Below are 17,799 nucleotides of genomic sequence, written 5' to 3'. Positions count from 1 at the left end.
GTTAATCACATTATCCTGCACGCATCCGCTTCCCAGCGATACCCCACGCCATACACCGCGCGAATAAACGACTGCTCGGCGTCCAGCGCCTCCAGCTTGCGGCGCAGGTTTTTGATGTGGCTGTCGATGGTGCGGTCGGTCACGACGCGGTAATCGTCATACAGGTGGTTCAGCAGCTGCTCGCGGGAGAAGACTTTCCCCGGCTCGTGGGAGAGGGTTTTCAGCAGGCGGAACTCCGCAGGCGTCAGGTCCAGCAGCTTGCTGCGCCAGCTCGCCTGGAAGCGGCTTTCGTCGACAATCAGCGGGCTTTCGGCGTCCAGCACCTGAAGCTCGCGCTGTGGCCTGCAGCGGCGGAGAATGGTTTTCACGCGGGCGACCACTTCACGCGGGCTATAGGGCTTGCAGATGTAATCGTCCGCGCCGATTTCGAGCCCCAGCAGGCGGTCAATCTCTTCAATTTTGGCGGTGACCATGACGATCGGCACGTCGGAGAAACGACGAATTTCCCGGCACAGGGTCAGTCCGTCAACGCCCGGCAGCATTAAATCCAGCAGGATCAGATCCGGCGGGGTCTGGCGCACGTATGGCAGCACCTGGTCGCCGTGGCTGATCAGCGACGGGGCGTAGCTGGCCGCGCGTAAATAGTCGATCAGCAGCTGCCCAAGCTTGGGCTCGTCTTCCACGATCAAAATGCGCGGCGTGTTTTCGTCAATCGGTAACTCGGTCATACTTCTCTCGATAAATCCCGTTCCAGAGGTAACTCTACTGTAATGCTAACCCCGCCAAAAGGCGAATGGGCGGCGCGGATCGTGCCATTATGCGCCTCGACGATGTTAACGCAAATCGCCAGCCCCAGGCCGGAACCGCCGCTGGCGCGGTTGCGGGAGCCTTCGGTACGGTAGAAACGTTCAAACAGTTTTTCCAGCTGCGCGTCCTGCACGCCGGGGGCGGAATCCGCGAAGGTGAGGGCAAAGCGTCCGTTTTCCTGCCTGCCGGAGATATGCAGCCCGCCGCCGCTGTCGGTGTAGCGCAAGCTGTTTTCCAGCAGGTTATTGAACAGCTGCATCAGCCGGTCTTTATCGCCGAACACCACCGCGCTGTCCGGCAGGGAGAGGTCGATTTTCAGGTTGCGGCTGGCAAACCGCTCGCGGAACGCGCCGCTAATTACTTCCAGAATGTTAATCACGTCCACCGGCGCTTTCTGGTAGGCCAGCGCGCCTTCGTCGGACATAGAGAGCTGGTGGAGATCGTCCACCAGCTTGGTGAGCGTGCCCACCTCCGCCTGCAGAGAGGCCACCGATTCGGGCGTAAACTGACGCACGCCGTCCTGAATGGCCTCCAGCTCGCCGCGCAGCACCGCAAGCGGCGTGCGCAGCTCGTGGGAGATATCGGCCATAAAGTCGCGGCGCATCTGCTGGTTCTTCTCCAGCGTGCTGGCGAGCTGGTTAAAATCCTGCGCCAGCTTGCCCAGTTCGTCCTGGCTGCGGGTATCGACGCGGGTTGTGAAATCCCCGGCGGCCAGCTTGTGCGTCCCTTCAACCAGCCGTTTCACCGGAGCGAGCAGGCCGCGCGCCAGCGGGAAGGTGGCGAGCGCGGCGAGCAGTGTGGAGAGGGCGACAATCAGCCAGCTTGTCCGGCGCTGCTGGCGGTCAAAGTTGATGTCGGTGTTGCGCGTCAGGCGCTCCACAGGAGAGGCGATAACCCAGCCGACTGTCGCATTGTTGACTTTAATCGCCCGGCGGGTGCCGTCCGGCGGTATCGGCGCACGCGGACCCACCAGCGTGCGCATGTCCTGGTCAATCACCCAAAACTGGGTGCGCCAGCCGTGCGGCGGCATGCCCGGCCCCGGGCGATCGTCACCGGTATCATGCTCCAGCGAGCGCAGGATCTGGAAAATAAAGCGGTCGTTATTGCGCAGAAAACGCCAGTTACCGTGCTGGGCGTACTGTTCACTCAGGGCATCGCTTAAGCCCTGTAAACGCTGTTCATTGCCATGCTTGATGTAATCAATAAAACCGCGCTCAAAGCTGATCCGCACCGCCCAGTGCATGGTGATCAGCAGGACGATACAGGTGGCAAATATCGCCACGAAGAGCTTGCCGGTAATGCCCGGACGCCAGAATTTCATGAACCACTCCTTTTGCCGCGCCTAATCACGACGTTCTTACTGGTATCATCCGGCACTCTGGCGAAGATGAAAGCGGGCAGGGCGATGATGACCGCCATGCTTAAATAGGTATACAAAAAGACCTGATGCGCCACCGGCGTGTCGACGCTGAGGTGGTGCTGGCCGTACATGCCGAGCAGTAAACCCGCGATGGTCACCCCGACGCTCATCGAGAGCTGCATGATCATCGACAGCAGGCTGTTGCCACTGCTCGCCAGATCGTCCGGCAGGTCCTTCAGCGTCAGGGTATTCATCGACGAGAAGCGCATGGAGTTGACGATCCCCTGGCAGAACAGTACCAGCGGCAGAACGTAGTACCAGCCCATCAGCGCCACGGCCATAAACAGCAGACTCACCAGCGCCAGCCCCAGCGTGGCGGTCACCAGCACGTGACGGTAGCCAAAGCGGTTCACCACCTGCACCACGATGCGCTTCATTCCCATGCTGCCGAGCACCATCGGGATCATCATCAGGCCCGCGTGGAACGGCGAAAATCCCATTCCGATTTGCAGGAAAACGGGCGTCATAAACGGCAGCATGCCGCTGCCGACGCGCCCGGCGAAGCTGCCGAACAGGCCAAGGCGATAGGTAGGGTTTTTAAACAAGTTCAGGCTGAACAGCGCCTTATCGTTACCTCTGGCATGCCGCAGATACCACAGTATGGCGGTAACGCCGAGCGCGATCAGAAGCCCGAGCGTCAGGGGCGAAATCCCCAGCCCTTTTTGCCCGTCGAGCGCCAGGGTAAGCGTGGCCATGCCCGCCGCCAGCAGGATAAAGCCAAAGAAATCAAAGCGCCGCGTCTGCATTTTGTAGTTCGGCATCAGCGTCAGGGTGGCGATGGCGCCGATGATGCCAACCGGGAGGTTGATTAAGAAGATCCAGTGCCAGGAGGCGTACTCCACCAGAATGCCGCCGAGCGCCGGGCCCAGCAGCGGCCCCACCTGACCGGGCAGGGTCACAAAGGTCATCGCCGCCATGTACTGCTCGCGCGGTACAATTTTCATCACCGTTAGCCGCCCGACGGGCACCATCATCGCCCCGCCGATGCCCTGCAGCACGCGCGCCATCACCAGCTGGTCGAGCGTGTTGGCCTGGGCGCAAAACAGCGAGCCGGTGGTAAACAGCACGATGGCGGTAAAGAAGATGTTCCGTACGCCCACTTTGTCCGCCAGCCAGCCGCTGGCAGGCAGCATGACGGCTACCGTCAGCACGTAGGAGACAATCACCATATGCATATGCAGCGGGCTCTCCCCAAGGCTTTTTGCCATGGAGGGGAGGGCGGTGTTGACGATGGTCGTATCCAGCGACTGCATAAAGAAGCCGAAAGCGACTATCCATAGCTGCCAGCGAACGTTAGCGGGGAGATCGGTCATTTAATCGGTCACCGTGGTTCTGTTTTTACGCGAGAAGCGCAGCCGCAGGCGGTCGAAGAACAGATAGACCACCGGCGTGGTGTACAGCGTCAGCAGCTGGCTCATGACCAGACCGCCGACAATGGTGATCCCCAGCGGCTGGCGCAGCTCGGAGCCGTCGCCGCCCGAGATAACCAGCGGCAGCGCGCCAAACAGCGCCGCCAGGGTGGTCATCATGATTGGACGAAAACGCAGCAGGCAGGCCTGGAAGATCGCCTCTTCCGGCGATAGATTGCCGTTGCGCTGGGCGTCCAGCGCGAAGTCGACCATCATGATCGCGTTTTTCTTCACAATACCAATTAATAGCATGATCCCGATGAGCGCAATAAGGCTGAACGGCGCGCCGAACAGCTCCAGCGCCAGCAGCGCCCCCACGCCCGCCGACGGCAGCGTCGAGAGAATGGTCAGCGGGTGAACGTAGCTCTCGTATAGCACGCCCAGCACAATATAGACCGTCGCGATGGCGGCCAGAATCAAAATCACCTGCGAGTTCATCGTCTCCTGGAACACCTGCGCGGTGCCGGCAAAGCTGCCGCGTACGGTGGACGGCACGCCAAGCTGCGTCATCGCGCGGTTGATTGCGTCGCTGGCTTCAGAAAGCGACGAACCGGCGGGCAGGTTAAAGGAGATAGTCGACGCCGCCGATAGCCCCTGGTGGTTCACCGACAGCGGCGCGTTGGCCGGCTGCCAGCTGGCAAAGTAGGAGAGCGGAATCGCCTTGCCGTCGTTGTTAATCACAAACATTTTGTCCAGAGCGCTGATGTCCTGGGTGTAGCGCGGATCGACCTCCATCACCACCTTATACTGGTTCATCGGCTGGTAGATGGTGGAGATCTCGCGCTGGCCGAAGGCGTTGTTCAGCAGGCTGTTGGCGGCTTCAACGTTAATGCCCAGCCGCGACATGGTTTCGCGGTCGTAGGTCAGGGCCATCTCGGCGCCGTTGTCCTGCTGATCGGAGTTGACGTCCGCCAGCTGCGGCAGGGCGGCCAGCGCCTTGCGGATCTTCGGCTCCCACTCGCGCAGGGCGGCTAAATCGTCCGAGAGCAACGTGTACTGATAGCTGGCGTTCGCCTGACGACCGCCGACGCGGATATCCTGAACGGCCATCAAAAACAGGTTTGCCCCCGGCTCTTTGGCGAGCTTCACCCGCAGGCGGTCAATCACCTGCTGGGCGGTTTCGTTGCGCTCGCCGCGCGGTTTCAGGGTAATAAACATCATCCCGCTGTTGACGCGTGACCCGCCGGTAAAGCCGGTGACGTTATCCACGGCTTTGTCTTCACGAATGATCTTCATGAAGTCCTGCAGCTTGCCGCGCATCGCCTGGAACGAAATGCTCTGGTCCGCCTGAATCCCCCCCATCAGCACGCCGGTATCCTGCTCTGGGAAGAAGGTTTTCGGGATGGTGATGTACATCCAGACGTTGAGCACGATGGTACCGATCAGCACCAGGCCGACCAGCCGGGTATGGTTCAGCACCCACTTCAGCGATTTGCCGTAGCCTTCCTGCATCGCCATCAGTAAGCGACCAAAGCCTTTGCGGCGCGGCTGCGAATGGGGCTTGCTGCGCTTGAGCATCCAGCCGCACATCATTGGCGTCAGCGTTAGGGAGATAACCAGCGAAATCCCGATGGCGACGGAGAGGGTGACGGCAAACTCGCGCAGCAGCCTGCCCGGCAGCCCGCCCATCAGCAGCAGCGGCAGGAATACCGCCACCAGCGACAGGCTCATGGAGAGCACCGTAAAGCCTACCTCGCGCGTGCCCTGCAGCGCGGCCTGCAGCGGCTTCACACCCGCTTCCAGGTGGCGGGAAATGTTTTCCAGCACCACGATGGCGTCATCCACCACGAAGCCCGTCGCTATCGTCAGGGCCATCAACGACAGGTTGTTGAGGCTAAACCCGCACAGGTACATGGCGGCAAAGGTACCGATCAGCGAGACCGGCACGGCCACTGCTGGAATAAGCGTCGCGCGGCCGGATCGCAGGAACAGGAAGACCACCAGGATCACCAGTGCGACGGAGATAATCAGCGTTTGCTCCACCTCTTCAAGCGAGGCGCGAATAGTCGGGGAGCGATCCTGGGCAATTTGCAGATCGATTGCTGCCGGGATGGTCTCCTGCAGGCCCGGAAGACGGGCGCGAATGCTGTTCACCGTCTCAATAATGTTCGCTTCCGGCAGCTTGCGGATCATCAGCAGAATGGCCGGTTTCGCATTGGTCATCCCGGCGTTGCGCACGTCCTGCACCGAGTCGGTAACGCTGGCAACGTCGCTCAAGCGCACCGCCGCGCCGTTGTTGTAGTGAATAATGAGCGGCTGATATTCCGTGGCGGTTTTCAGCTCGTCGTTAGTGTGGATCTGCCAGCGGTGGCTACCGTCCTCAATCGCCCCCTGCGGCTTGCGGACGTTGGCCGTGCTGATGGCGGAGCGCACGTCATCCAGCGACACGCCCTGGTTGAACAGCGCCTGCGGATTTAGGCCCACGCGCACGGCGGGCAGGGAGCTCCCGCCGACGCTCACGTCACCGACGCCGTTAATTTGTGATATGGTCTGCGCCAGCTGGGTAGACGCAAAGTCGTAAAGCTGCCCCTGAGAATACGTGTCCGAGGTCAGCGTCAGGATCATGATCGGCGCATCGGACGGGTTGGCCTTGCGGTAGGTTGGGCGGCTCGGCATCCCGCTCGGCAGCAGGCTTTGTGCGGCGTTGATGGCCGCCTGCACGTCGCGCGCCGCACCGTTAATATCCCGGTCGAAGCTGAACTCCAGAATGATGCGCGTGCTGCCCAGCGAGCTGCTGGAGGTCATCTCGTTGACCCCCGCAATCCGCCCGAGCGAGCGCTCCAGCGGCGTGGCAACCGACGAGGCCATGGTTTCCGGTGATGCGCCCGGCAGCGAGGCGCTGACCATGATCACCGGGAAATCCACCTGCGGCAGGGGCGCTACCGGCAGCAGCCGGAAGCCCAGCACGCCGCAGAGGGTAATGGCGAGCGAGATTAAAATCGTCGCCACCGGGCGATAAATGAAGAGGGCGAAAAACTTCACTTATGCCTCCTCTTCACGTTTCGGGAAGCGGCTTTTGGTCCACAGCGCCAGGCGGTCAAACAGCAGGTAGATCACCGGCGTGGTGAAGAGCGTGAGCACCTGGCTCACCAGCAGACCGCCGACCATGCCGATACCCAGCGGGCGGCGCAGCTCCGCGCCGACGCCCGTGCTGAGCATCAGCGGCAGCGCGCCCAGCAGGGCGGCCAGCGTGGTCATCAGGATCGGACGAAAACGCAGCAGACAGGCCTGGAAGATGGCGTCGCGCGGCGACATGCCCTGCTCGCGCTCGGCGGCCAGGGCAAAGTCGATCATCATGATGGCGTTTTTCTTCACGATCCCGATAAGCAGGATAATGCCGATGATGGCAATGACGTCCAGCTCGCTGCCCGCCAGCATCAGTGCCAGCAGCGCCCCCACGCCCGCCGTCGGCAGGGTAGAGAGGATGGTGATCGGGTGGATAAAGCTTTCGTACAACACGCCGAGCACGATGTACATCGCCACGACCGCCGCGACGATAAGCCAGATGGTGTTACCCAGCGCGGCCTGAAACGCCAGCGTGCTGCCCTGGAACTGGGTCTGAATATCGGACGGGAAGCTGAGTTCTTTTTCAGCAGCCTGAATGGCCTCCACCGCTTCGCCGAGAGAATAATTGTCCGGCACGTTGAAGGAAATGGTGGTGGACGGGAACTGATCCAGATGGTTGATCGACAGCGGGGTATAGCGTTCTTCCACCGTGGCGATAGTGCTCAGCGGCACAATGCCGCCGTCTTTGCTGGTCAGGCGCACCGAGTCCAGCCCCGCCAGGCCGGGCGTATTCTCCGTGTTGTGCTCCAGCACCACGCGATACTGGTTGGCCTGGGTGTAGATGGTGGAGATCAGGCGCTGACCGAAGGCGTTGTACAGGGCGTTGTCCACATCCGACATGGTGATGCCCAGACGGCTGGCGGTATCGCGGTTGACGTTCACGTATGCCGCCAGCCCTTTGTCCTGCCAGTCGCTGCTGACGTCGGAGAGCTGCGGCAGGGTGTTAAGCTTATTCACCAGCTGCGGCACCCAGGTGCTGAGCGCGTCCAGCGAGGTGGCCTGCAGCGTGAACTGGTACTGCGTGCGGCTGACCTGGGTATCAATGGTCAAATCCTGAATCGGCTGCAGGTAAAGCTCAATGCCCGGCACTCGCGCGACGGCGTTTTGCAGACGCTCAATGACGGCGTTGACGCGATCGTCGCGTTCATCGAGCGGCTTAAGGTTGATCTGCAGACGCGCGCTGTTGAGCGACGGGTTGGTGCCGTCGACGCCCACGTAGGAGGTCAGACTCTCGACCGCCGGATCCTTCATGATGATTTCGGACACCTGCTGCTGGCGCTGGGCCATACTGGCGAAGGAGACCGACTGCGGGGCCTGAAGCGTACCCTGAATAATGCCGTTGTCCTGAATCGGGAAGAAGCCTTTCGGAATGAAAATCCACAGCATCACGCTGAGCGCCAGGGTTCCCAGCGCCACGCCGAGCGTGGCCCACGGATGGTTCAGGACTTTCGCCAGCACGCGTCCGTAGGCGGCAATAATCCGCTCGAACATGCGCTCGGAGGCGCGCGAGAAGCGGTTTTGCTTGCGCAGGGACTCGTGGCTCAGCATGCGGGCGCACATCATCGGCGTCAGGGTCAGCGACACCACGGCGGAGATCAAAATGGCGACCGCCAGCGTCACGGCAAACTCGCGGAACAGACGCCCGACGATATCGCCCATAAACAGCAGCGGGATCAGCACCGCAATCAGCGAGAAGGTCAGCGAGATAATGGTAAAGCCGATTTCGCCTGCGCCCTTCAGCGCGGCCGCCAGCGGCTTTTCGCCTTTCTCGATATAGCGCGAAATGTTCTCGATAACGACGATGGCGTCATCCACCACGAACCCGGTGGCGATGGTGAGCGCCATCAGCGTCAGGTTGTTAATCGAAAAATCGAGGAACACCATCACCGCAAAGGTCCCGACCAGCGAGAGCGGCACGGCGACGGCGGGAATAATGGTTGCCGGGACGTTACGCAGGAACAGATAGATGATCATGACCACCAGCGCAATCGCCAGCATCAGCTCAAACTGGGTGTCGGTGACCGACGCGCGAATGTTCGTGGTACGGTCGGAAAGCACCTTCACGCTGACCGATTTCGGCAGACTTTCGATCAGCTGCGGCAGCATGGTGCGGATGCTGTCGGCGGTTTCGATGATGTTAGCGCCCGGCTGGCGCTGCACGTTCATCACGATCGCCTGCTGCCTGTTGGCCCAGGCGCCGAGCCAGCTGTTTTCCGCGCCTTGCTCCACGGTCGCCACGTCGCCCAGACGCACCGGGGCGCCGTTCTGGTAAGCAATAATCAGCTGACGGTATTCATCGGCGGACTGCATCTGATCGTTTGCTGAGAGCGTCACGGCGCGGGTGGGGCCGTCCAGCGAGCCTTTTGCCGAGTTAACGTTGGCGCTGCTGATGGCGGTGCGGATGGTTTCGCTGGTCAGGCCCAGCGCGGCAATCGCCTGCGCGTTAAGCTTCACGCGCACGGCGGGGCGCTGGCCGCCCGCCAGCGTGACGAGGCCGACGCCGGAGACCTGTGAAATTTTCTGCGCCACGCGCGTTTCGACCATGTCTTCGACCTGGGTCATCGGCATGGCGGAGGAGGTGACGGCAAGCGTCATGATCGGCGGATCGGCCGGGTTCACCTTGCTGTAGACCGGCGGGTTAGGCAGGTCGGACGGCAGCAGGTTGGTGGCGGCGTTGATGGCGGCCTGTACTTCCTGCTCGGCGACGTCCAGCGACAGCGTCAGCTGGAACTGCAGCGTCACGACGGATGCCCCGCCGGAGCTTTGCGAAGACATCTGCTTCAGGCCAGACATCTGGCCAAACTGGCGCTCCAGCGGAGCGGTAATGGCGGACGTCACCACGTCCGGGCTGGCGCCTGGATAGAGAGTGACAACCTGAATCGTTGGGTAATCCACCTCCGGCAGCGCCGACACGGGCAGGAAGCGATAGCCGATAATCCCGGCGAGCAGGATCGCCACCATCAGCAGCGTGGTGGCGACAGGACGGAGGATAAACAGGCGTGACGGCCCGCCTGTAGAGCCTGGGGGCATCACCTGCATCAGGATTTCTCTCCCTGTTTCGCAGGTTCAACCACTTCCACTTTGGCCCCTTCGGTCAGACGGTCAATGCCGTCGGTGACCACGCGGTCGCCTGCGGAAAGGCCGGAGGCGATGACCACCGTCTGGCTGTCCTGGATACCAGTTTTCACCAGGTGCTTGCTGACCTTATTGTCGCTGTTAAGTACCCAGACGAAATTACCTTCGTTACCCATCTGCAGCGCAGCGGTGGGGATCACTACCGCGTTCTCTTCGGTCGCGACCAGCATACGCGCGTTGACGAACTGGTTCGGGAAGAGGGCATCGTCCTGATTGTTAAAGCGCGCCTTCAGCTTGATGGTGCCGGTGGTGGTGTCGATCTGGTTATCCAGACTGAGCAGAGAACCTTCGCTCAGCTTCTGCTTGTTGCTGCGGTCCCAGGCTTCCACCACCAGCCCTTTACCGGCTTTTTGCGCCTGCACCACGGTCGCAATGTCGCTTTCCGGTAGGGTAAAGACTAAATCAATCGGGTGGGTCTGGGTGATGACCACGATGCCCGTGGTGTCGCCGCTGGAGATCTGGTTGCCGATATCGACCTGCTTCAGGCCTACGCGCCCGTCAATCGGCGCGGTGATGCGGCTCCAGTCCAGCTGCAGCTGTGCGCTGGCGACGGCGGCCTCGTCGGCTTTGATGGTGCCCTGCGTTTCGCTGACCAGCGACTGCTGGGTGTCCAGCTCCTGACGAGACACGAGGTTGGTTTTCACCAGCTGCTGGTAGCGCGCTAAATCGCGGCGGGCGTTGGCGAGCGTGGCTTTGTCTTTCGCCAGCTGCCCCTGCGCCTGGGCGAGGGCGACCTTAAACTGGCTCGGGTCGATTTCAGCCAGCAGATCGCCAGCTTTGACCTGCTGACCTTCCTGGAAGTGAATGGCCATCAGCTGGCCGTCGACGCGGCTGCGCACCGTCACGGTGTTGGCGGCGGTAATGGTCCCAAGGCCCGTTAGATAGCGCGGAACGGCTTTATTCACTGCCGTCGCCGCCTGTACCGGCGCCAGCGCGCCGCCGCGCATGCCGTGACGTCCTCCGCCTGCCGGACGCTGCGCCTGACTACTGGCACCAGCGGGGGCGGCGGAGTTCGCGGATTGACTGTGCCAGTACCAGGCGGCGGCAAGGGCCACCACAATGATGCCAGCGGCGATTGCCCAGCGGGATTTGTTACTGCCTTTCATCGTTGTACGTTCTCATCCTGAAGACTTCGGGGAATGATACTAGTTTAGTCAGCTAACACAGCGGAAAAATGGAGGAAATATGGAAGACTGTCAGGAATGGTCTGAATGGAGGTAAACGCAAAACGGCAACATCCGTTGCCGTTTTTGGTGTTTTCGCCCTCTCCCTGTGGGAGAGGGCCGGGGTGAGGGCACCAGACCGCACCGCAACAACGCTAGCTAAACATCACCTGCGCCCAGCGTGCCAGGCCTGCGGTGACGGAGCCAAAGTCATCCCCACCGGCAATCGGAATGCCCGGCAGCTGTTCCGCCAGCGCTTTCTTGATCAGCGGCGAGCGGGCGCTTCCCCCGGTCAGGTAAATCACGTCCGGCTTCTCTTTGCCGTTCTCCAGCGCCAGCTGCACCTGCTCCAGAATACGCTGCAGCGGCTGCGCGAGCGCCGTCTCCAGCCCGTCCTGCGAAATCGCGGTGGCCAGATCGTTGCTGATAAACGGCAAGGAGACCGCATGCTCAGCGCGGTCGGAAAGGGCAATTTTGCTCTCTTCGGCAGTACGCACCACGCGGTAGCTCAGGCGCTGACGCCATACCTTATACAGCAGGGCAACCTTCTCGGCGTCCTGCGCGTCGCGCACCAGATCGTTAAGGAAGCGGCCGTTCGCGGTGCTGTAAAAATCACTCTGCGCAGGCACGTCGTTGATGGCAATCGCGTTCCACCACGGCAGGATCGGCAGGGCGATGCCTTTTTCGGTTTGCCCGCCCATGCCGAGCAGCGGCATCAGGCTCTTGAATGCCAGCGCGATATCGAGATCGTTACCGCCTACGCGGCAGCCGCTGTGCCCCAACAGGCTATTTTCGCGATCGCGACGATTATGCCACTGTGGCCCCATCAGCAGCAGCGAGCAGTCCGTGGTGCCGCCGCCGATATCCACGACTAACACGCGCTTCTCTTCCGTCAGCGTGGCTTCAAAATCCAGCCCCGCGGCAACCGGCTCGTACTGGAACACCACGTCGCGGAAGCCTGCCCGGTGCGCCGCGCGTTCAAGGATCCCCTGCGCCTGCTGGTTAGCCTCGTCGCCACCCAGCCCCTGGAAGTTGATCGGGCGGCCAATGACCGCCTGGGTAATCGCATCGGAGACCTGCGTCTGCGCCTGATTGCGAATATGCAGCATCATCGCGCACACCAGGTCTTCGAACATCGCCACCTGCTGCGGCTTCAGTCCGCTGGCGCCGAGGAAGGATTTTGGCGACTTAACGAAGTAAACCTCTTCAGGATCTTCAATGTAGTGCCCGAGCGAAGAGAGGCCGAACTGCACGCTGGATGGCGTAACGTCGATATCTTCCTCGCGGTTAAAGCTGACCGCCCGGCGCAGCAGCGCCTGGGTCTCCGCCGCCGTGGCCGGAACCTGATGGTGGCGGAACAGCCATTCGCTCACCGCTTCACGCGTCGGCGCGCAGAGCATTGACGGCAGCAGCGTGCTCTCTTTTTCCATTTTCAGATGCTGTGGCTGTCCGTTTTGCATAATCGCAACCGAGCAGTTTGCCGTACCGTAGTCGAATCCAATAAACACGATGAATCCCCATGCCAGTGAGAAGGGGCGAGACTTTAACGAAATGTCTTCATGGCGACAACAGGAATATGAAAGCAAGGCGAAACAGGACCTTTCCGTTTATGCTGTGGAGAACCCAAAAGGAGAGACGATGTACACCCTGAACTGGCAACCCCCTTACGACTGGCAGTGGATGTTTGGCTTTCTCGGCGCGCGTGCGGTGACGGGCATTGAAACCGTCACACGCGACTACTACGAGCGCAGTTTTGCCTGTGAAGGGCATCAGGGGATATTTCGCGTAACGCCGGATATCGCCACCCATACGCTGACCGTGACGCTCAGTCCGGGGTTAGTTCCGGTTGCGCAGACGTGTCTTGAACGCATCGAGCGCCTGTTCGATCTCGCCTGCAACCCGCAGCACATCGCGGATACGCTGGGCGATCTCGGTGCTGCCCGGCCAGGCTTGCGTTTGCCGGGGGCGATGGACGCGTACGAGCAGGGCGTACGGGCGATCCTCGGGCAGCTGGTGAGCGTGGCGATGGCGGCGAAACTGACGTCGCGCGTGGTGGCGCTGTGCGGTGAGCCGATCGCGGATTGTCCGGGGTATCTCTGTTTCCCCACGCCGGACGCGCTGGCGGCAGCGGACCCGCTGGCGCTGAAAGCGTTGGGCATGCCGGTAAAACGCGCGGAGTCGTTAATTCATCTGGCGCAGTCGGTCATCGACGGGACATTTCCGCTTTTCCCGCCCGAGAATATTGAGGCCGGGATGAAGGCGCTACAGCAGCGGCCGGGGATAGGGCGCTGGACGGCAAACTACATGGCCCTGCGCGGCTGGCAGGCGAAAGATGTCTTTCTGCCTGATGATTATCTGATTAAGCAACGCTTTGCCGGGATGACGCCCGCGCAAATTCGTCGTTATGCCGAGCGCTGGCAGCCGTGGCGCTCTTACGCGCTGCTGCACATCTGGTATACCGACGGCTGGACGCCGTCAGTTGATGGCGAAATAGCTGGTGTTGAGCAGTAGATCCAGCGGCTGCGGCTCGGCGATGGTGTCACCAAAGATAAAATCAATGCCGATGCCGGAGAGCGTATCCATCATGATGGGCTGGTTGCACGGGCCCGCGATGGTTTTCATCCCCAGACGCTGGGCGTGGCCCTGAACAATGGTCACCATCATCTCGTCCATCAGGTTGCCATACACGTTGCTTACCACCTCCGCGTCCAGCATCAGATAGTCGGCCATATTGGCGGTCAGGTGGGTGAAGACGTTCATGTCGCGACCCACCTGGCTGAAGATCACGCGGCAGCCCGCCTGGCGAAGCTTTTGCAGACTCCGCTGCAGGTTTTTATCCGGGCTGCAAACCACGTCGGCAGAGATAACCAGATGCAGGAGACGGCCCGGCATCGGGCTTTTATCCAGCAGGTCGAGAAGCTCATCGACCAGCGTTACGCTGGCTAAACCGGCCTCAGAAAGCGGCAGCGCTACCCCCATGCCTTTACTGGCGATCTGTGCGGCAGAGGCGCGGAAAAACTCATTAAAAATGCGCCTGTCGAGGGCGTGCAAAAGCTCAGGCTCGGCCAGACCCGAGCGGAAGGCATGCTCTTCCTGGACTTCGCCCTGGCTGGTCCACAGGCGTAACGAGAGCAGCCAGAAATTACTGCTTTCCGGTATGCGCGGGGAGGCGACGCTGCGGGCTATCATCATCAGGTGATTGTCTTTAATCATGTGCCACTGTTCATCAAGCGACATCATGCTGCGCGTGTTGTGATCCCGCTCCTGCTGGGGTTCGTAAACCGTCACCATGCCGCGCCCGCTGTTTTTCGAGGCATAACAGGCTATATCCGCCTGCGACATCACCTCCGACGCCTGATGGTTATTTTCATCAATCAGCGTGATGCCTGCGCTGGCGCCGATCCGGTGCAGGCGGCCTTCCCACATAAAGTGATAGTCATTGATCGTGTGGATCAGGCGCCCGGCGATATAGCGCGCGCTTTCAATATTGCAGTCCGGCAGCAGTAATCCGAATTCATCCCCACCCAGACGCGCCAGCACGTCGCTGGAGCGGAGCATGGTCAACATCAGGGAAGAGAGTTCCCGCAGCAGGGCATCGCCCGCCGCATGGCCTGCCGTATCGTTGACGGCTTTGAAGCGATCGAGATCGATAAAGACCAGGGCATGACGCTGGCGCGTTTCGCGAACGGTCTGCAGGAGCCGTTTAAGATGATTTTCGAAGCTGACCCGGTTTGCCAGGTGGGTCAGGGCGTCGTGGGAGGCGCTGTAGCTCAGCTGACGCAGCATTTTGCGCGACTCGGTCACGTCCTGAATCACGATAACCGAGCCAATATTCTGCCCGTCCAGCGTGCTGAGCGGCGTAATGCTGTAGTGAATATCAAAATTCCCGCCGGTACGGCAGTTCAGCACCACGTCCTGATCGATATCGGAACGGGACATATCGCCGCTGTGAATATTCTCCATCAGCGGCCCTTTTTCACCAAAGGTGATGTGCAACACCTTCAGGATCGGCTGGCCGATAGCCTCGGTCTGCAGCCAGCCGCTCATTTTCTCGGCCACCGGGTTCATAAAGGTGACGTTCATGTTGATATCGGTACACAGTACCGCTTCACCAATGGAGTCGAGGGTGATGTGCAGACGCTCTTTTTCCTGGAAGAGGGCCTCGTTGAGCTGCTTAACCTCTGTCATGTCCATGTTGATACCGAGCAGCCGTTCGACTTCACCCTGCTTATTGAGCACCCGGTTCGCCAGGGAGCGAATATGGCGCACGCCTTCCTTCACGCGGATGCGGAATTCCAGCTTAAACGGCAGGCGAGAAATCAGCGAGTCACGCAGCACCTGCTCGGCGTGGGCACGATCTTCCGGCAGCATCGTGTCGTGCCAGAGCTGCCAGGTAGGCTTGATGTGCAGCGGGATTTCATATAGCTCAAACATCCGCTTGTCCCAGCTGATAATGTCTGGCTCCAGATCCCACTCCCAGATGCCGATGCCGCCCGCTTCGTTAGCTAGCGTAATGCGCTCCATCAGGCGTTTGTTGACCCACTCGGTCTGCTTCAGGTCGTTAATGTCTTCAATCTGGGCGATAAAATAGAGCGGCGAGCCGTCGGCATGGCGCACGACGGAGACGGCAAGAAGCGCCCAGACTACTTCCCCGTTGCGGGTGTAATAGCGCTTCTCGAGGGTATAGGTATTGATGTCGCCGTTGACCAGCTGTTCGAGCTGTTCCAGGTCGGTGTGCAGATCTTCCGGCCAGGTGAGCTGCTGGAAGGTCAGCGACTGAAGCTCCGTCTGGCTGTAACCGAGGAAATTGCACAGCGCCTTGTTAGCCTGCAGCCATTTGCCCTCAATGCTGACCAGCGCCATACCGATGGCGGAATACTCCATCGCATTGCGGAAACGCTCCTCGCTTTCGGTGATGTGTTTGCGCTCTGCGCGGAAGGCGTACATCACCATGGTCATCACGTTGGCAGGCAGGAGCAGCATCAGGAACGGCAGCCAGGGGGCGTTTAGCATCGGCCCGACGTGCTGGGTTGTCAGCGCTACAGGGTTTTGGGCAATCATCAGCGACACAACCATCACCGTGACCAGAAACACCATGAACGCTTCCATCCGCGGCAAGCGCACGGCGCTCCACATAAGCAAAACGATAACGCAGGTGAAAGGCCACGGCAGCCAGGTGATGGCTGCCCAGCTGAGGGCCAGCGTTACGGCCAGCGTGGTCAGGGTTTCCAGGAGCAGTCTCGGGTCACGGTGGCGCAGCAGATAATGCGGTTTAAACAACAGCCCCAACGGTACCACCGCCAGTGCGCCAATCGCTTCGGACAACACCCAGACGAAGAAATTACGCAGGGGTTCAGGGCCGGGAGCCAGCAGAGTCACCAGGACGCCGCCAACCAGCGGCGGTATCACGGCGCTGCCGATGGCCACGCGGATCCAGTCATTCAGATTCTGCAGCGGGTTGTACCACGGGAGCAATTTGCGAAGTAATAGCGCACCGGTAAAAGCTTCAACCACGTTAATTGAGGTGTAGGTGAGGCTTATCGATCCCCACGAAAAGAGCATCCAGGTGGCCAGAATATTGCCGAACGAACAGGCCAGGGCGATTCCCGGCCACATTTTTCCTGCATGGCGATAAAACGCCACCATCATAATGGCGGTGGGGAACCAGAGCGGGGCCAGCAGGGTGCCGAACCGGGTGAGCTCCAGGGAAAATAAGGTAAAGATAAAGGTGACCAGGCCCAGACAGACAAGTCGTATTAAAGGATGTGGGGTGGTAACCAAAACCCGCTGGTATTGTTTATTCATTACCGCTTTATCCAGAGACGCCATGCCGTCAGGGAAGATGTCCGAACGCGTGAATTAGATAATTTGGTTTATGCTAGTACAAACAATTTACAATTCATATGGTGACCGCTCAGAATTTGACACCACAGACTTATTAAATAGAGGCTCCGTGAAAAAAAACGGTTAAACGCTGAAAAAACGTTCATTTAAATTTCACTCAGGGAATAAAGCGCCACTTTTCGGCCAGTCTCGCAGAACCTGTGCTTTCGACTGGTATCACGCCCGCGAAATCCCTATAATTGCCGCGTTTGACGCTCCGGCGTCGTCCTTCCTTAACATCCAGGTTAATCAGGTCGCTAAATTTATGACTGATAAGTCTCATCAGTGCGTCATTATAGGCATCGCCGGCGCATCGGCTTCAGGTAAAAGTCTAATTGCCAGTACGCTTTATCGCGAACTGCGTGAACAAGTAGGTGATGAGCATATCGGCGTCATTCCCGAAGACAGCTATTACAAAGATCAATCCCATCTGTCGATGGAAGAGCGCGTCAAAACCAACTATGACCACCCAAATGCAATGGATCACAGCTTGCTGTTCCAGCATTTAGAAGCGCTCAAGAGCGGCCAGGCGATTGAGCTGCCCGTTTACAGTTACGTAGAACACACCCGCACCCAGGAAACCATCCGCATCGAGCCGAAAAAGGTCATTATCCTTGAAGGCATCCTGCTGCTGACCGACGCCCGCCTGCGCGAATCCATGAACTTCTCGATTTTCGTTGATACCCCGCTGGATATCTGCCTGATGCGCCGCATTAAGCGTGACGTGAATGAACGCGGCCGTTCGATGGACTCCGTCATGGCGCAGTACCAGAAAACGGTCCGCCCGATGTTCCTGCAGTTTATTGAGCCATCCAAACAATACGCCGATATCATCGTGCCGCGCGGGGGTAAAAACCGCATTGCTATTGATATCTTAAAAGCGAAAATCAGCCAGTTTTTTGAATAAGCCGCGCGA

General features: G+C 59.9%; 10 protein-coding genes. 2 read left to right on the top strand and 8 right to left on the bottom strand.

Going from position 1 to position 17,799, the window contains the following annotated elements:
• Positions 1–5 precede the first annotated feature (5 nt).
• The 7 genes from baeR to yegD form a co-directional block, all read right to left on the bottom strand.
• Positions 6–728 (bottom strand): two-component system response regulator BaeR, encoded by a 723-nt coding sequence (baeR, locus tag ACMGGX_RS02555; RefSeq protein ID WP_023312418.1) that lies wholly within the window; start codon positions 726–728, stop codon positions 6–8.
• The gene (baeS, locus tag ACMGGX_RS02550) at positions 725–2,128 is read right to left on the bottom strand and encodes a two-component system sensor histidine kinase BaeS (RefSeq protein ID WP_023312417.1); all 1,404 of its coding nucleotides are present in this window, start codon (positions 2,126–2,128) and stop codon (positions 725–727) included. Before baeS ends, baeR begins: the two co-directional genes overlap by 4 nt.
• Complete coding sequence (locus tag ACMGGX_RS02545) at positions 2,125–3,540, bottom strand: MFS transporter (RefSeq protein WP_348561472.1); 1,416 nt, start codon at positions 3,538–3,540, stop codon at positions 2,125–2,127. Before ACMGGX_RS02545 ends, baeS begins: the two co-directional genes overlap by 4 nt.
• On the bottom strand, positions 3,541–6,618 hold the full coding sequence (mdtC, locus tag ACMGGX_RS02540; protein ID WP_420298003.1) for a multidrug efflux RND transporter permease subunit MdtC: 3,078 nt from the start codon (positions 6,616–6,618) through the stop codon (positions 3,541–3,543).
• Positions 6,619–9,741 (bottom strand): MdtB/MuxB family multidrug efflux RND transporter permease subunit, encoded by a 3,123-nt coding sequence (locus ACMGGX_RS02535; protein ID WP_420298002.1) that lies wholly within the window; start codon positions 9,739–9,741, stop codon positions 6,619–6,621.
• Positions 9,741–10,943, bottom strand: a complete 1,203-nt coding sequence (locus tag ACMGGX_RS02530; protein WP_420298001.1) for an MdtA/MuxA family multidrug efflux RND transporter periplasmic adaptor subunit — start codon at positions 10,941–10,943, stop codon at positions 9,741–9,743. Before ACMGGX_RS02530 ends, ACMGGX_RS02535 begins: the two co-directional genes overlap by 1 nt.
• Before the next feature lie 212 nt (positions 10,944–11,155).
• Positions 11,156–12,508, bottom strand: coding sequence for a molecular chaperone (gene yegD / locus ACMGGX_RS02525; protein ID WP_348561468.1), 1,353 nt, complete (start codon positions 12,506–12,508; stop codon positions 11,156–11,158).
• Positions 12,509–12,638: 130 nt separating this feature from the next.
• Between yegD and alkA the strand changes: the two genes are divergently transcribed.
• Positions 12,639–13,511 (top strand): DNA-3-methyladenine glycosylase 2, encoded by an 873-nt coding sequence (gene alkA / locus ACMGGX_RS02520; RefSeq protein ID WP_348561467.1) that lies wholly within the window; start codon positions 12,639–12,641, stop codon positions 13,509–13,511.
• Here the strand turns inward: alkA and ACMGGX_RS02515 are convergent.
• Positions 13,476–16,805 carry a diguanylate cyclase gene (locus tag ACMGGX_RS02515; protein WP_420298000.1) on the bottom strand — a complete coding sequence of 1,110 codons (3,330 nt, stop codon included), beginning with the start codon at positions 16,803–16,805 and terminating at the stop codon, positions 13,476–13,478. The two genes, alkA and ACMGGX_RS02515, sit on opposite strands and share 36 nt — an antisense overlap.
• A 343-nt stretch (positions 16,806–17,148) precedes the next feature.
• Here ACMGGX_RS02515 and udk point away from each other — a divergent pair, with 343 nt between their 5' ends.
• Complete coding sequence (gene udk, locus ACMGGX_RS02510) at positions 17,149–17,790, top strand: uridine kinase (protein ID WP_008500855.1); 642 nt, start codon at positions 17,149–17,151, stop codon at positions 17,788–17,790.
• Positions 17,791–17,799: the final 9 nt, after the last annotated feature.

Source organism: Enterobacter sp. BNK-29 (genome assembly GCF_048684785.1).
Taxonomy (GTDB): Bacteria; Pseudomonadota; Gammaproteobacteria; order Enterobacterales; family Enterobacteriaceae; genus Enterobacter; species Enterobacter cloacae_M.
The sequence above is the reverse complement of the archived record's forward strand: the minus strand, read 5'-3'. Positions and strand labels throughout refer to the sequence as shown.

Excerpts from the sequence above, each read along its gene's own strand:
- baeR (WP_023312418.1), bottom strand. The coding sequence starts at position 728 with ATGACCGAGTTACCGATTGACGAAAACACGCCGCGCATTTTGATCGTG.
- baeS (WP_023312417.1), bottom strand. The coding sequence starts at position 2,128 with ATGAAATTCTGGCGTCCGGGCATTACCGGCAAGCTCTTCGTGGCGATA.
- ACMGGX_RS02545 (WP_348561472.1), bottom strand. The coding sequence starts at position 3,540 with ATGACCGATCTCCCCGCTAACGTTCGCTGGCAGCTATGGATAGTCGCT.
- ACMGGX_RS02535 (WP_420298002.1), bottom strand. The coding sequence starts at position 9,741 with ATGCAGGTGATGCCCCCAGGCTCTACAGGCGGGCCGTCACGCCTGTTT.
- ACMGGX_RS02530 (WP_420298001.1), bottom strand. The coding sequence starts at position 10,943 with ATGAAAGGCAGTAACAAATCCCGCTGGGCAATCGCCGCTGGCATCATT.
- alkA (WP_348561467.1), top strand. The coding sequence starts at position 12,639 with ATGTACACCCTGAACTGGCAACCCCCTTACGACTGGCAGTGGATGTTT.
- ACMGGX_RS02515 (WP_420298000.1), bottom strand. The coding sequence starts at position 16,805 with ATGAATAAACAATACCAGCGGGTTTTGGTTACCACCCCACATCCTTTA.
- udk (WP_008500855.1), top strand. The coding sequence starts at position 17,149 with ATGACTGATAAGTCTCATCAGTGCGTCATTATAGGCATCGCCGGCGCA.